The 13,795-nt window shown below is 57.7% G+C and carries 13 protein-coding genes and 2 pseudogenes; 12 read left to right on the forward strand and 3 right to left on the reverse strand.

Features of this window, described 5'->3' with window-relative positions:
• Nucleotide 1: 1 nt before the first annotated feature.
• The 8 genes and pseudogenes from CKW15_RS24110 to CKW15_RS24145 form a co-directional block, all read left to right on the forward strand.
• Nucleotides 2-2,476 carry an RND family transporter gene (locus CKW15_RS24110; protein ID WP_095152802.1) on the forward strand — a complete coding sequence of 825 codons (2,475 nt, stop codon included), beginning with the start codon at nucleotides 2-4 and terminating at the stop codon, nucleotides 2,474-2,476.
• Nucleotides 2,466-3,713: an MFS transporter gene (locus CKW15_RS24115; protein ID WP_095056007.1), complete on the forward strand. Its 1,248-nt coding sequence runs from the start codon at nucleotides 2,466-2,468 to the stop codon at nucleotides 3,711-3,713. The genes CKW15_RS24110 and CKW15_RS24115 overlap by 11 nt, the downstream gene beginning before the upstream one ends.
• 13 nt (nucleotides 3,714-3,726) lie before the next feature.
• Nucleotides 3,727-4,308, forward strand: a complete 582-nt coding sequence (locus tag CKW15_RS24120; RefSeq protein WP_095056008.1) for a cupin domain-containing protein — start codon at nucleotides 3,727-3,729, stop codon at nucleotides 4,306-4,308.
• On the forward strand, nucleotides 4,305-5,288 hold the full coding sequence (locus CKW15_RS24125; RefSeq protein ID WP_095152803.1) for a fumarylacetoacetate hydrolase family protein: 984 nt from the start codon (nucleotides 4,305-4,307) through the stop codon (nucleotides 5,286-5,288). Before CKW15_RS24120 ends, CKW15_RS24125 begins: the two co-directional genes overlap by 4 nt.
• Before the next feature lie 10 nt (nucleotides 5,289-5,298).
• Entirely contained in the window at nucleotides 5,299-6,297 is a 999-nt protein-coding gene (locus CKW15_RS24130; protein WP_095152804.1) for an NAD-dependent epimerase/dehydratase family protein, read from the forward strand.
• Nucleotides 6,281-7,075, forward strand: coding sequence for a cyclase family protein (locus CKW15_RS24135; RefSeq protein WP_095152805.1), 795 nt, complete (start codon nucleotides 6,281-6,283; stop codon nucleotides 7,073-7,075). Before CKW15_RS24130 ends, CKW15_RS24135 begins: the two co-directional genes overlap by 17 nt.
• A gap of 204 nt (nucleotides 7,076-7,279) precedes the next feature.
• Nucleotides 7,280-8,047: an autotransporter outer membrane beta-barrel domain-containing protein gene (locus CKW15_RS24140; RefSeq protein ID WP_256580275.1), complete on the forward strand. Its 768-nt coding sequence runs from the start codon at nucleotides 7,280-7,282 to the stop codon at nucleotides 8,045-8,047.
• Nucleotides 8,048-8,063: 16 nt separating this feature from the next.
• Nucleotides 8,064-8,304 (forward strand): annotated as a pseudogene (locus tag CKW15_RS24145) (DNA adenine methylase); the annotation flags it as partial.
• Between the two features lie 200 nt (nucleotides 8,305-8,504).
• Here CKW15_RS24145 and CKW15_RS24150 read toward each other — a convergent pair.
• Both CKW15_RS24150 and CKW15_RS24155 read right to left on the reverse strand, forming a co-directional pair.
• Nucleotides 8,505-9,539 (reverse strand): ABC transporter substrate-binding protein, encoded by a 1,035-nt coding sequence (locus CKW15_RS24150; protein ID WP_095152806.1) that lies wholly within the window; start codon nucleotides 9,537-9,539, stop codon nucleotides 8,505-8,507.
• A gap of 148 nt (nucleotides 9,540-9,687) precedes the next feature.
• Nucleotides 9,688-10,461 (reverse strand): class II aldolase/adducin family protein, encoded by a 774-nt coding sequence (locus CKW15_RS24155; RefSeq protein WP_095056014.1) that lies wholly within the window; start codon nucleotides 10,459-10,461, stop codon nucleotides 9,688-9,690.
• A 175-nt stretch (nucleotides 10,462-10,636) separates the two neighbouring features.
• Between CKW15_RS24155 and CKW15_RS24160 the strand changes: the two genes are divergently transcribed.
• A complete protein-coding gene (locus CKW15_RS24160) occupies nucleotides 10,637-12,058 on the forward strand; it encodes a PLP-dependent aminotransferase family protein (protein WP_095152807.1) in 1,422 nt (473 codons plus the stop codon).
• Nucleotides 12,059-12,459: 401 nt separating this feature from the next.
• Nucleotides 12,460-12,789, forward strand: coding sequence for an antibiotic biosynthesis monooxygenase (locus CKW15_RS24165; RefSeq protein WP_095056016.1), 330 nt, complete (start codon nucleotides 12,460-12,462; stop codon nucleotides 12,787-12,789).
• Here CKW15_RS24165 and CKW15_RS24170 read toward each other — a convergent pair.
• A pseudogene (locus tag CKW15_RS24170) lies at nucleotides 12,782-13,044 on the reverse strand (tyrosine-type recombinase/integrase); the annotation flags it as partial. The gene CKW15_RS24165 and the pseudogene CKW15_RS24170 sit on opposite strands and share 8 nt — an antisense overlap.
• On the opposite strand from CKW15_RS24170, the gene CKW15_RS29200 reads away from it, so the two are divergent.
• A complete protein-coding gene (locus tag CKW15_RS29200) occupies nucleotides 13,038-13,280 on the forward strand; it encodes a pentapeptide repeat-containing protein (RefSeq protein ID WP_371856320.1) in 243 nt (80 codons plus the stop codon). The pseudogene CKW15_RS24170 and the gene CKW15_RS29200 overlap by 7 nt on opposite strands.
• 90 nt (nucleotides 13,281-13,370) lie before the next feature.
• Nucleotides 13,371-13,481 carry a pentapeptide repeat-containing protein gene (locus CKW15_RS29205; protein WP_371856321.1) on the forward strand — a complete coding sequence of 37 codons (111 nt, stop codon included), beginning with the start codon at nucleotides 13,371-13,373 and terminating at the stop codon, nucleotides 13,479-13,481.
• Nucleotides 13,482-13,795: the final 314 nt, after the last annotated feature.

Here is a 13,795-nt window from a genome sequence, read left to right on the forward strand (position 1 = left end):
TATGAAGTCTTTCGACAACGCCACGGCCAGCCTGGCGAATTTCGATCCACGCTCCGGTTCAGTGGTGGAACGCACGCTGTTCAACCACCGCCTGTGGGTCCTGCTGGTGTGTGTGCTGACGACCCTGGTATTGGGTTATCAAGCCACCCGTATCGAGCTCAATGCCAGCTTCGAAAAGATGATCCCCACACAGCAGCCTTACATTGCAAACTACCTTGAGCATCAGAAACAGCTCACGGGTTTGGGTAATGCCCTGCGGATTGTGGTAGCGAACAAGCGCGGCGACATCTACGACGCCGAGTACCTGAAGACCCTGCAGGCCCTGAGCGACAAGCTCTACCTGCTGCCGGGTGTCGACCGTGCGTACATGAAGTCGCTATGGACCCCAGCCACGCGCTGGGTCGCGGTGACCGAAGATGGCCTGGATGGCGGTCCGGTGATCCCGGACGACTACAGCGGCACCGCTGCCAATCTCGATGCGCTGCGCCGCAACGTGCAACGCTCCAACGAACTCGGTCAACTGGTGGCCTTCGACCAGACCTCCAGCATCATCTATGTCCCATTGTTGGCAACCACCACCGACGGCAAGGCGCTGGATTACGCGGTGCTGTCCGAACAACTGGAGACCCTGCGCAGCACCTATCAAAGTACCAACATCGAGATTCACATCACCGGTTTCGCAAAAAAAGTCGGCGACCTGATTGCCGGCCTTAAGCAGATCCTGCTGTTCTTCGCCGTTGCGATCCTGATCACCACTGCCGTGCTGTTCTGGTACACCCGTTGCCTGCGCAGTACGGTGCTGGTGGTGTTGTGCTCGCTGGTGGCGGTGGTCTGGCAGCTCGGTCTGCTGCCATTGCTGAATTACCAGCTGGACCCGTACTCGGTACTGGTGCCGTTTCTGGTGTTTGCCATCGGCATGAGCCACGGCGCACAAAAAATGAACGGCATCATGCAAGACATCGGGCGTGGCATGCACCGCGTGGTGGCTGCGCGATTCACCTTTCGCCGGTTGTTTCTCGCCGGGCTGACAGCGCTGCTGTGTGACGCTGTAGGTTTTGCGGTACTGATGCTGATCAAGATCCAGGTCATTCAGGACCTCGCCGTGATCGCCAGCATTGGCGTGGCCGTGCTGATTTTCACCAACCTGATATTGCTGCCGGTTTTGCTCTCTTATGTCGGCGTGACGCCGCGTGCCGCACAACTGAGCCTCAAGAGCGAACAGGCCGAGCAAAGCGGGCAGGCGCGCCATGCGTTCTGGCGTTTTCTGGACCTGTTCACTCATCGGCGCTGGGCCAGCCTGTGCATCGCCATCAGCCTAGCCTTGGCAGCACTCGGCTTTCTGGTCAGCCTGCAACTGAAAATCGGTGACCTCGACGCCGGTGCGCCGGAACTGCGTGCGGACTCGCGTTACAACCAGGACGATGCTTTTCTGACCCGTCATTACGGCGCCAGCAGCGATCTGTTCGCGGTGATGGTGAAAACCCCGGCCAGCAGCTGTGCACGCTACGACATCCTGGCCAAGGTCGATGCCCTTGACTGGCAACTGCGCGCTTTGCCAGGCGTGGATTCGACCAACTCGCTGGCGTTGCTGAACCGGCGCATGCTGGTCGGGCTCAGTGAAGGCAACCCGAAGTGGTACGAGCTGCAGAACAATCAGGCGATGCTCAATATGATCACCGCCAGCGCGCCGCGAGGGTTGTACAACGAAGATTGCAGCCTGTTGACCCTGTACGCCTACCTTACCGACCACAAGGCCGAGACGCTGACCCGCCTGGTTGAGCATGTGGAAAAATTTGCCGCCGAGAACAACACCGACGAGGTGCAGTTCCTGCTGGCGGCGGGTAACGCCGGCATCGAAGCGGCGACCAATATTGTGGTCAAGCAAGCCAATCGCGAAATGCTCGTCTGGGTCTACGGCGCGGTCATTTTGCTGTGCCTGATCACCTTCCGCTCCTGGCGCGCGACGGTGTGCGCGGTGATTCCGCTGATGCTCACCTCCATCCTCTGCGAAGCCTTGATGGTCTGGCTGAACATCGGCGTGAAAGTCGCCACGCTGCCCGTCATCGCCTTGGGCGTCGGCATCGGGGTCGACTATGCGCTGTACGTGATGAGCATTCTCCTGGGTCACCTGCGCCAAGGGGCGAGCCTGTCCGAAGCCTATTACCGCGCACTGCTATCCACCGGCAAGGTGGTGATGCTGACCGGAATCACCCTGGCCATCGGCGTGGCGACCTGGACGTTTTCACCGATCAAGTTCCAGGCCGACATGGGCGTGCTGCTGGCCTTCATGTTTGTCTGGAACATGGTCGGTGCATTGGTGTTGCTGCCGGCGCTGGCGTACTTCCTGTTACCCGCAGGGCGCAATGCGCAGGACGCCGTTGTACCAATGCCGGTCACCCATAGGGCGGGGGCCGAGCCAGCAGTGGTCGCGGACGTTCATCACCTGCGCCTCAAGGAGCACTGCCATGGTCGCTGATACCTTCGTAAAACCCATCCGTCAGGCCGGTTTGGCGCAGTCGATGTTGTTGCTGCTGGGCAGCTGCCTGCCGGTATTGGGTGCGGTGTTGCTGGCCCCGGTGTTGCCGCGGATGCAGGCGCACTTTGCTGGCGTCGACGGCAGCGCCGTACTGGTTCCCATCGTACTGACGCTACCAGCGTTGGTGATTGCCTTGCTGGCGCCGTTCGCCGGGCTGATCGCCGATCGCCTTGGGCGCAAGCCCTTGTTGCTGGCGAGCATGCTGCTGTATGTCCTCTGTGGTGTGCTGCCGCTTTGGCTCGATTCACTGCAGGCCATCGTACTCAGCCGGGCGGGTATCGGATTGGCCGAGGCGGGCATCATGACCTGCTGCACCACGCTGATGGGCGATTACTACAGCGGTGCCAGGCGTGAGCGTCTGTTTGCCTTGCAGATGGTCGCCACGTCGTTGTCGGCTGCTGTGTTCATCGCGTTGGGTGGCTTCCTGGGTCAAAACGACTGGCGCACCCCGTTTGCGTTGTACGCCGTGGGTTTGATTTTCCTGCCACTGATGGCCTGGAAGTTGTGGGAGCCGCAAGCCCGCCCACAAACCGGACAACCCCTGCAGTCGTTGCCAACCGGGAAGTTTCCGTGGCGTGCGCTGATGCCTATGTATGTGCTGTCACTGCTGGCAGGTTTGAGCCTGTTTATCGTGCCGGTGCAGGCCGGTTATCTGCTCAATCTTCTGCAAGTAGATGCCCCGCAACAAATCGGTATGACCATGGGCGCCAACCAACTGGGCGTGCTGATCGGTGCGCTGAGCTTTCGTTTGTTCAGCGGGATGCGTGGGCACCACATGCTGCTGATCGCCTATGTGCTGGCAGGTATCGGCGGGTTGCTGATGGCTGAGGCCTTGACCCATGTGCAGGTCGTGGTCGCAGTGACCATCAACGGCTTGGGCATTGGCTTGATGTTGCCGACGCTGATCACCTGGATCATGGCGCAAGTCAATTTCCATCAACGCGGGCGGGCGGCGGGGTGTTTTACCGCGGCCATCTTCGCCGGCGAATTTATCAGCCCCCTGGCGGTTCTCGCCTTGACCCATGGTGACGCCATGGCGCTGCCCCGTGCGTTAGGGATCGTGGGCGGATCGCAACTGCTGGTGGCGGTGTTTTGCCTGGCCGTACCCAGGCTCGGCGGTCTGTTGCAGCACGCGAATGTTGAAGCCGGTGGCAAGACCATTGGCGACGGAAACTGAACGAGGATTTTCCATGCAAGCGCTTCCTGAATTCAAACGAGTGGTCACCGGCCACGATCAGCAGGGCCAGGCCATCGTCGCCAGTAGCGGACCCACGCCGAACGTGTTCCCGCTATCGGCCGTGCCGGGCACCGTGTTTTACGAACTGTGGAACAGCAGCACCAGCCCGGCTTTGCTCGACAACGCCAGTGACCCAAGCAGCAAGCCCCTGCAACTCAGTCCCGGGCCACAGGGCAGTGTCATTCGCGTGGTGGATATTCCACCGGACAGCGTGCAGAACCAGGTCAGCGCCGAAGATGCCGCGGCGGTGTTCGCTGAAATCGGCGAGTCCCAAGCGGGCACCGGTCAACACGACTCCAGGCATAAATTGATGCACCGCACCGAGACCCTCGACTATGGCATCGTCACCGAAGGAGAGGTGTGGCTGGTGCTGGATAAGGAAGAGGTGCACCTCAAACGCGGCGACGTGGTGGTTCAACGTGGCACCAACCACGCCTGGAGCAACCGAACCGAAGCGATGGCGCGCATGGTCTTCATTCTGCTTGATGGGCGTTTCGCCGCTGAGTTGAGCAATGGCAAGGGAGCATCGGCATGAAACTCGCCACCCTGAAAAACGGCAGCCGCGACGGTCAGCTCGTCGTGGTCTCGCGGGATCTCGCCCGGGCAGTGGATGCCCGTTCCGTGGCGCTCACCTTGCAACAGGCAATCGAGAACTGGAGCACTACCGAGCCTCGCTTGCAGTTGCTGTCGGCTCAGTTGAATGCGGGCGAGGTGGCGGATGCCTTCGCCTTCGATCCCGCCCAGGCGATGGCGCCATTGCCCCGCGCTTATCAATGGTGCGATGGCTCGGCATTTCTCAGTCACGGTGCGCTGATGCAGAAAGCGTTCAACCTTGACCCCATCGACGGGGTCGAAAACACGCCGCTGATGTATCAGGGCGCCGGCGACGATTTCATTGGCGCACGGGACGATATCGCGCTGCCGAGCGAGAGCCAGGGCATCGATTTCGAGGGCGAGTTTGTGGTGCTCGTGGATGATGTGCCGATGGGCTGCGCCGCCGAGGTGGCACAACAACACATCAAACTGATCCTGCAAATCAACGACGTCAGCTTGCGCGCCCTGGCCCCTCGGGAAATGAGGACGGGGTTTGGGTTCTTGCAGGCCAAGCCGTCCTCCAGCTTCGCCCCGCTGGCCATCACACCCGACGAACTGGGCGATGCCTGGCGCGACGGGCGTGTGCATTTGCCTTTGCAGGTGCACTGGAATGGCCAATGGTTTGGTCATCCGCACGGCGGGCAGATGAACTTCAGTTTTGGCCAGTTGATTGCCCATGCCGCGCTCACTCGCAGGCTGCGAGCGGGCACGCTGATTGGTTCCGGTACGGTCTCCAATGCCGACAGAAGCGCGGGATCGGCGTGCATTGCCGAGCGGCGCGCCATCGAGATGATTGAGCTGGGTGCCGCACAAACTGGCTTCATGCGCTTTGGTGACCGCGTGCACATGGATGTCACCGGCAGCGATGGCCAGTCGCTGTTCGGGGCAATCGATCAATGCATCGTTCAGGCCCAAGGCTGAGGAGCGCTTTATGCGTGTATTGATTACCGGTGCCAATGGTTTTGTCGGACGTGAACTCGTGCGCTGTCTGCTGGCGCTGGGCAGCTTGCGAGGGCAGGCCATCGACTCGTTGCTGGTACTGGACAAAGACTTGCAGGGCCTGCCGGAAGATGCCCGTCTTCGTCGTCATTTCGGCAGCGTGACGGATCTGGCCTTGATGCGTCGGGTATTGGCCGACGGCATTGATGTGGTGTTCCATCTGGTGAGTGTTCCCGGTGGCACGGCAGAAGAGCAGTACGACCTCGGCTACCAGGTTAACCTGCTGGCCAGCCTGGAATTGCTTAATCAGCTGCGCAACAAAACCCATCCGCCAGTTTTGGTGTATGCCAGCAGCGTGGCGGTGTACGGCGGTGTTCTACCCGCACGGATGAACGAGACGGCCGAGTTGCGTCCCGAATTGTCCTATGGCACTCACAAAGCCATGGTGGAAAGCGCCATCAGTGATCTAGCCCGGCGGGGTGATGTGGACGGTCGTGTGTTGCGCCTGCCAGGCATCGTCGCCCGGCCCCGCGAACCCAATGGATTGCGTTCTGCATTCATGAGCGACCTGATGCGAGCCTTCGCCGACGGTCAATCCTATCAATGCCCGGTTTCTCCAGAAGCGACGGCGTGGTGGATGTCTGCCCGTTGTTGCGTGAACAACCTGATCCACGCCGCAGAGCTGGATGGCACCTTGCTTGGCGCGCAACGGGTGTGGCAGTTGCCGGTTCTGCATCTGTCGATTGCCCAGGTGATCGACGCATTGGCCGAACGTTATGGGCAGGAGCGCCGCGCATTGATCGGCTTTGTGCCGGACGCCCGACTGGAAGCATTGTTCGGACGTATGCCGCCCTTGAAAACACCGCAGGCGCGCGCTGCAGGATTCAACCATGACCGTAACGCGGCCACGCTGGTGCGCAACGCCCTCAACCCTTCGAATCCCAGACATATGCCGCTGACCGGAGACACCTTTCATGTCGCAGCCAACTAAGCCAAAACGTCGCCTCGTCGACCTCTCGGTCACCCTCGACAACAACCCCTACACCGATCCGCCACCGTTGTTGCCGAAGATCGATTACATGGATCACCAGCAAGGCTGGCCGGAAATGGCCGCGATGTTTCCCGGCTTGCAACTCGAGCAGATGCCGGGAAACGAATCCTGGGCCGCCGAGCGACTGCACATCACCACTCACAGCGGCACGCACATGGATGCACCTTGGCATTACGCCTCGACCACCGATGGCGGACAGCCGGCTTTTGGTATCGATGAGTTGCCGCTCGAGTGGTGCCTGCAACCGGGTGTGAAGCTGGATTTTCGGCACATGGCCGATGGTCATGTGGTGACCGCGGACGAGATCGAAGCGGAACTGGCTCGAATTGGTCACACATTGCAGCCGTTGGACATCGTGCTGATCAACACTCGGGCCGGCGCGCTGTTCGGCCAGCCAGGATATCTCGATGCCGGTGTGGGCATCGGTCGAGAAGCCACGTTGTATCTGCTGGAACGCGGGGTGCGGGTCGTTGGCACTGATGCCTGGAGTTGGGATGCGCCGTTCAAATATACCCGTGAGCGTTTTGCAGCCGACGGCGATGCCTCGATTATTTGGGAAGGGCACAAGGCCGGACGTGATATCGGTTACGGGCAAATGGAAAAACTCGCCAACCTGGAATCCCTGCCGGCCAGTGGCTTCGAGGTGTCGTGTTTCCCTTACAAGATCAAGCATGCGTCGGCGGGTTTTGTTCGGGCGGTGGCGATATTCGAAGAGTAGGGCGCCTGCGGAAAAAGCAGTCCTCGAACCACCACGATAAGAGAAAACACATGGCTCTTTTGCGTCTGCCTAAAACATTACTGGCGACCGTGCTGGCGCCAAATCGATACTTAGACGAGAGTCCACATAATCGATGACGGGTTGCTTCTGGCCGGTTTCAACCGGTCGCCACCATCAGCTTTGAGTCGAATGCGGCCGTGCTTGATGCGACTACGAACCGAGCAGGCCGACGGCGAAGACACTGATGGCAGCCACGACCAAGCAGGCCTGTCCCTGGCCATCGGCAAGATTGACGGTGGTGTGGAGCATTACACCGGATTCGGTGCCGGGAATAACGTGCTGCGTGCCTACAGTCTGGGCGGTTACTGGACGCACTTCAGTCCCGAAGGTGCCTACGTCGATGGTGTGCTGCAACTCCACCATTTCGATATCGAGGCCAAACCGGGCGATATCGATGAGCTGGACAGCAAGGGCTGGGGTTATACCGCGTCACTGGAAGGCGGCTACCCGTTCCTGATCGATGAAGGTGAAGGCGAGGACAAGTTCGAAAATCTCTACCTCGAACCCCAGGCTCAATTGATCTATTCGCGCATCGACCTCGATGACAGCAACGACATCGCTGCCGACGTGCGTTTCAAGGACATTGACTCGCTGATCGGCCGCTTGGGCGTGCGCCTGGCCAAAGACTGGTTTCGCGAAAACGACAAAGGAGAAACTTTGCGAACCAACGGCTGGCTGCGTCCCAGCGTCTGGCATGAGTTCAAGGGCCAGCCAAAAACCGAGTTTTCTTCGGCCGACGGCTTCGTGCCCTTCGAGGCCGATATCGGCGGGAGCTGGTGGGAGGCCAATTTGGGCGTCGATTATCAGGCGGACAAGAAAGTCACGTTCTACATCTCCGCGGGCTATCAGAAGGCCTTCGATGGTGATAGCCACAGCTACGAGGGCATGCTTGGGGTCAAATACGACTTCTGAACCCTCCGTGGTCGAGGAGGTGCTCAATGACATCAACGGCGACCTGGTGACGTTGTACCGCGTGGTGCAGAACCACCTCGAAGCGTTCGTGCGCCAGTTCAAGTGGGCGCTCAGCTCACGCCAAGTGTTCGGGTGCCGAACGCTACGACCCTGCTCCTGCCGTCCACTGCATGGACCGGCCGTATTGGCAGACCGCCGGCTATGGCGTGGAGTTTCCGTTTGAGGACTATGAACGCGTGGCAGACTTCATGCGCCGGCCCTTTTTTAGTCGTCAAAAACCACAAGCCCAGACGTTCTCTAGGAAGATCATGGGCTTGTGTTTTCATAGTGTGGCGGTGAAGGGAAGGGGAAGTGGCTGGGCTGAACAGAGGTCGTTTCCTGCGGTCTTTGATCTCGACCGCTGCCTCCTCTACGTCAAGTCAATCGTCACCTTGTCGGCTGCCATCGCCACACGCCGTCAGTTCGTTTTAGCCACCCAGGCATTGAAGTGCTGCTCAAGCTCTTCACCATGGTTGACCCAGAACTCATTGTCGATCGGCATCGCCTGTCCCAGGTTCGTCGGGGCGGTGTTCAGGCGAGCCGCCAAGGCCGGCTCAAGCAATGCAGCGGTTTGCTGGTTGGTCGAACCATAACCTAGCTTTTCAGTATGAACTTTCTGGTTTTCCGGGCGAAGGGAGAACGCGATAAACTGCTCGGCCATCGTTTTGTTCTTGCTGCCTTTTGGGATCGCCCATGAGTCGATGGCATAGATACTTCCCTTCCAGACGATCTGTACATTGGCCCCCGATTCCTGGCCAGCGAAAACCCGACCGTTGAACGCTGTACTCATGACCACATCACCGCTGGCAAGGAACTGCATCGGCTGCGCGCCTGCCTCCCACCATTGGATATCAGGTTTTATCTGGTCAAGTTTGCGAAACGCTCGATCAACCCCCTCCTGGGTAGACAGCACTTTGTAGATGTCGGCATAAGCCACGCCATCGGCCATCAATGCGGCTTCCAGCGTGTACTTGGCCCCCCGGCGCAGGCCGCGTTTGCCAGGAAACTTCTGTGTATCCCAGAAGTCGGTCCAGCCGGTCGGCGCGACCTTGAGTTTGTCAGCGTTGTAAGCTATCGCCATCGACCAGACGAGCAGACCGGCACCGCATTCGGAGAACGTGCCGGGCACGAAGTCCGACGGCTTGCCGAACTGTGCCGTATCCAGATGTTCAAACAACCCCTCGTCACAACCGCGAAGCAGCTCTGGCCCCTCGACCTGTACCGCATCCCAGTTGACGCTGTTGGTGTCGACCATGACCTTGATGCGGCCCATTTCACCGTTGTACTCACTGGCCACCACCTTGTTGCCGGTGGCTTTTTCGAATGGTTTATAGAACGCTTCCGACTGCACGTCCTTGCTCACTCCGCCGAACGAAATCACGGTCATTTCACCCGCCATGACACTCGACGTGATGGCTGTGAGGAACAAGGCTCCGATTGTTTTCTTATTCATGTCTACCTCTAGGATTATTGGTTTTGGCAGATTTGAAACACGCTTGGCAGTGTTCAGGGGGATCACTGACAGCTATCCCATCCCTGACTCTGGGGCCAGTAGAAGGGTGACTCCTGTCATCGGCAACGGTCTGACCGTCGACCGTACTTCAGCACCGGTAATCCTCTCGATCACCGGCAATCAGGCGCAGTGCGGAAGTCCAGGCGAGTTGGTGCAGCTCTTGATCGATCTCGTCATCGGACTGCCGCGCGGTTAATTCGCACACTGCCTCAGGGGGCGTCCGCAGCGGCCGGCCGCCGGCCAGGGCCTGAACCTGGGCCTGGCAAGCGCGCTCCAGAAAATAGATCTGATTGAACGCTTCGGCGATGGACCGGCCTGCGGCGAGCAATCCGTGATTGCGCAGAATCATCGCCATGTGCAAACCCAGGTCTAAAACCAGCCGGTCGCCTTCTTCGGGGTTTAACGCGATACCCTCATAGTCGTGGTATCCAAGCCGTCGGTAGAACTTGAGTGCATGCTGGCTGATCGGCAGCAGCCCCTCTTCCTGTGCGGAAACCGCAATACCGGCTGACGTGTGGGTATGCACGATACAAGCGATGTCGGGACGTGCCGCATGGATCGCCGAGTGGATGTTAAACCCCGCGCGATTGACACTCCCGGGGCCGTGATGTGAGTTCACGGCATTGCCTTCATGATCGATCTTGATCAGATCGCAAGCGCGCATTTCGTGGAACAGCACACCGTAGCGATTGATCAGGAAGTGCCCCTCCTCACCGGGTACGCGGGCGGAGATATGCGTATCGATCAGATCGGTCATGCGAAAGTGGGCGAGCAATCGATAAAGTGCAGCCAGATCGCATCGGGTTTCCCACTCTTCGCTGGAGATCCGGCTACGATCGAATTGATAGCTGATGTCGTGCATTACGCATCCTTGTTCATGGTATGTTTCGACCGAATTGGTCGACCGGCTATGGGGTGATCGTGCAACACCCTTTACCGGGGCACCATGAACAGAAAAGACTTCTGGGCTGCATCACTGTTATGGTCGTTTTACCGATACACCCACCGCAGAACGCCACGCTTGGACGGTTGTTTCTATGATGTTTTTAGACCCCAGCTCGGAGGAGTCGCTGGTCAGCCAGATCGTCACCGGTATCAGCCTGGCGATCAAAGAGCAGCGCTTGCGCCCCGGTAGCAAATTGCCGTCTATTCGCAAATTTTCCCAGACTCACAAAGTCAGCCACTTCACAGCGGTCGAGGCCTATGATCGGCTGGTTGCGCTCGGTTATCTGACACCCGTGCGTAATGCTGGCTTCTACGTGCGCGACATGTCGGGCGGGACGCTTGCCGAGCCACCACCAGCGACAACCGCGACAGACAACGAAGTCGATTTCGACGCCTATCTGCTGCTGCAAAAGGTCTTTCAGCCAATGGGTATGGAACTGCGTCCCGGCGTCGGTTTGTTACCCGAGCAGTGGACCGATCACGAAGGCCTGCAACGCAGCCTGCGTGCCTTAGGCCGTAGAGAATTGAGTGATTTTTCCGGCTACGGGCTCGCCAAGGGTAGCGCACGATTACGGGCCAAGCTGGCTGAGAAACTGGCAGACACGCGCATTGCTGCGCACCCGGAGCAGATCATGTTGACCAGCGGCGGTAGCCATGCGTTGGACTTGGTGGTGCGCTACCTGGTGCAACGCGGTGACAATGTACTGGTCGACGAGCCGGGTTATCACAACCTGTTCCTCAACCTGCATATGCAAGGGGCCAAGCTACTGGGCGTACCGCGCACCCGCGACGGAGTTGACCTTGCCGTACTTGAAGCACTCATTCTCCTTCATCGGCCCAAGGTATTTTTCACCAACACCCGCCTGCAATGCCCCACCGGCACCAGCCTGTCGTTGGCCGTCGCCCATCGACTACTGCAACTGGCGGAAAAATACGATTTCCTGATCGTCGAGAACGACATCTACGCCGACCTTGACCCGACCGGTCAACAGGCGTTGGCCGGCATGGATCAGTTATCGCGGGTGATCTATGTCGGCAGTTTTTCCAAAACCATCGCCCCGGCGCTGCGAGTCGGCTTTATCGCCGCTCACCAGGAATTGATCGACGAAATGGTGCCGCTAAAACTGGTCAGCGGCCTGACTACTTCGGAAATAGCCGAAGAACTGGTACTCGATGTGCTACTGCAAGGACGGCATCGCAAACACATCAAACAGCTGCAAAACAATTTGGCGCACGCTCACGAAACCGCGGCTCGGCGGCTGGAATCCGTGGGAATGGAAATATTTGTGAAGCCACACGCAGGACTTTTTCTGTGGGCTCGCCATCCGCTGATCGAGAATTCCACCGAACTCGCCATGAAGGCCAGGGATGAAAAAATCCTGCTTGCACCTGGGCAATTGTTTATGCCGGATGCTCGAGTAGTGCCCTGGATGCGCTTCAATGTAGCGCATTCGATAGATGACCGGATTTATGAGTTGTTAGCGCGCGAATCTGACGGACCGCTGGGTCACTGAGTAGAAAATAGTCTCGGCGCAACCCCGTTCAGCCTGAAGTGCTCAGGCTTTTATCGGGCTTGAAATAGGCGTGTGCGAATGACTGCTTCTGGCGGATTCTGTTGAAAAAGTCGGCCATGGTTTCCACGGCAGAAAAATACGCATGTGAGATTGAAATCTTTACTTTTAGCAGAGGCTTCCGGGCTCGGATTTCAGGGGGGATTACCGCGCGACACTAAAGCCGAACAAGGAGTTACGCATCGGACAAGGAACGCTATCAGACACAATCGACGGAAAACATTACGCCAGATGCATCGTCTACTGATAGTTGGGATGCCAACCAGCTAGCATAGGTTTGAGGCAAACCCAAGTCCGGTCAGTGCAATCATCGGCAAGCAAACGCCGCGAAAGGAGCAAAGCCTATGTACTCTTCAACGTTCATCTTTGCCAAAAAGCAGTTTGATGAAGCCTTCCACCGACTCGATCAGGAAATCGCTGCAATCGCAAAATCGATCCCTGGCTACCTTGGCGAAGAAGCTTGGGAGAATCCACAGACGGGTCTCTTCTCCAATGTGTACTACTGGAGTTCTCTCGAAGCACTTCAGGTATTGGTTGAGCATCCCCGTCACCTTGAAGCAAAGGCTGCTCAGGAAAATTGGCTTGCCGGTTATCAAGTCATCATCTCTGAGGTCATCAAAACCTATGGTGACTCCAAGCTTGGCGAGAAATGGCCAATCGCGACAGCTACTTAACCATTCCATCGAGCGGCCGTAATGGGTCGAATAGCGAAGGTCTTGCATCATCGACCTCGATGCCCAAGTACCTGACGGTGCTTTCAAGCTTCGTATGTCCCGGGAAGAGTTGAACTGCTCTCAGGTTTTTTCTCCTGCGATAGATCAACGATGCCTTGGTTCGCCGTAGCGTGTGAGTACCGTACATGGTGGGTCAAGGCCAATGGCTGTCACCCACGCGTTGACTATTCGAGCGTATCGCCTGGTGGATAGATGGTCGCCTAGACTTACCGGATTCATACTTTTATTGTTGTAACCTGGCAGGCGCAAACTTTACTGGCACAAAGCTTGAAGCTACCGCTTGGAAAGGATGCAGGGGATCGAAAGCAAAATTTAAATCGGCCCTACTCAATGAGTCAAAATTCGAAAGCTCAGACTTTAATAACAATGACTGGCAGAATTGTCGTTTGAGCATGGTTACATTTACGGAATACAAGTTGACGGGGGGCTAATGTCAGTGGGGCTGTTTCATTGGGGGTTACCTTCAAAGAAACATTGCTGGTGGGTGCATTTCTCCTTGGTTCTTCTTTCTTAAGTGTGAGCTGGATAATTTGGATTTTTCCGACGCTGATCTAAGGGAGGTGATTTTTCGTCACTCTGTATTCAAAGGCGGGAGTCTAAGTAATGTCCGGGTAAATGGTGCCCGCATTTGACAATGCCGACCTACGCGAAGCTAGCTTGCACGGACTGAAGCTAATGGAGGCGAAGCAGTCCAAGGGGGCGATTATCTCTAAAAGTCAGGCAGCGATGTTATTGAAAAATCTCGGGCTTACAGTGGCCTGATGTCGACTATACTCGTCAACATATCGCTGCGAAAATATAATAAAGCAGATCATTCTCTAGGGATGGTCTGAAGTAGTCACGCTTTTCTGGCTGACTTCAGCCTCCGCTGATTTTGAAAACGGCGAATCGACCAAAACGATCAGATCATCCGCTTATTTCTGAGCTTTTAGCCGCCGCGAGCACC

This window comes from Pseudomonas sp. Irchel s3b5, assembly GCF_900187435.1.
In the GTDB taxonomy this organism is placed as follows: domain Bacteria; phylum Pseudomonadota; class Gammaproteobacteria; order Pseudomonadales; family Pseudomonadaceae; genus Aquipseudomonas.

What these genes read in the sequence shown, in the direction of transcription:
- CKW15_RS24165 (WP_095056016.1), top strand. Translation starts at nt 12,460, where the DNA reads ATGTACTCTTCAACGTTCATCTTTGCCAAAAAGCAGTTTGATGAAGCC.
- CKW15_RS24150 (WP_095152806.1), bottom strand. Translation starts at nt 9,539, where the DNA reads ATGAATAAGAAAACAATCGGAGCCTTGTTCCTCACAGCCATCACGTCG.
- CKW15_RS24155 (WP_095056014.1), bottom strand. Translation starts at nt 10,461, where the DNA reads ATGCACGACATCAGCTATCAATTCGATCGTAGCCGGATCTCCAGCGAA.
- CKW15_RS24140 (WP_256580275.1), top strand. Translation starts at nt 7,280, where the DNA reads ATGCGACTACGAACCGAGCAGGCCGACGGCGAAGACACTGATGGCAGC.
- CKW15_RS24125 (WP_095152803.1), top strand. Translation starts at nt 4,305, where the DNA reads ATGAAACTCGCCACCCTGAAAAACGGCAGCCGCGACGGTCAGCTCGTC.
- CKW15_RS24135 (WP_095152805.1), top strand. Translation starts at nt 6,281, where the DNA reads ATGTCGCAGCCAACTAAGCCAAAACGTCGCCTCGTCGACCTCTCGGTC.
- CKW15_RS24120 (WP_095056008.1), top strand. Translation starts at nt 3,727, where the DNA reads ATGCAAGCGCTTCCTGAATTCAAACGAGTGGTCACCGGCCACGATCAG.
- CKW15_RS24160 (WP_095152807.1), top strand. Translation starts at nt 10,637, where the DNA reads ATGATGTTTTTAGACCCCAGCTCGGAGGAGTCGCTGGTCAGCCAGATC.
- CKW15_RS24130 (WP_095152804.1), top strand. Translation starts at nt 5,299, where the DNA reads ATGCGTGTATTGATTACCGGTGCCAATGGTTTTGTCGGACGTGAACTC.
- CKW15_RS24115 (WP_095056007.1), top strand. Translation starts at nt 2,466, where the DNA reads ATGGTCGCTGATACCTTCGTAAAACCCATCCGTCAGGCCGGTTTGGCG.
- CKW15_RS24110 (WP_095152802.1), top strand. Translation starts at nt 2, where the DNA reads ATGAAGTCTTTCGACAACGCCACGGCCAGCCTGGCGAATTTCGATCCA.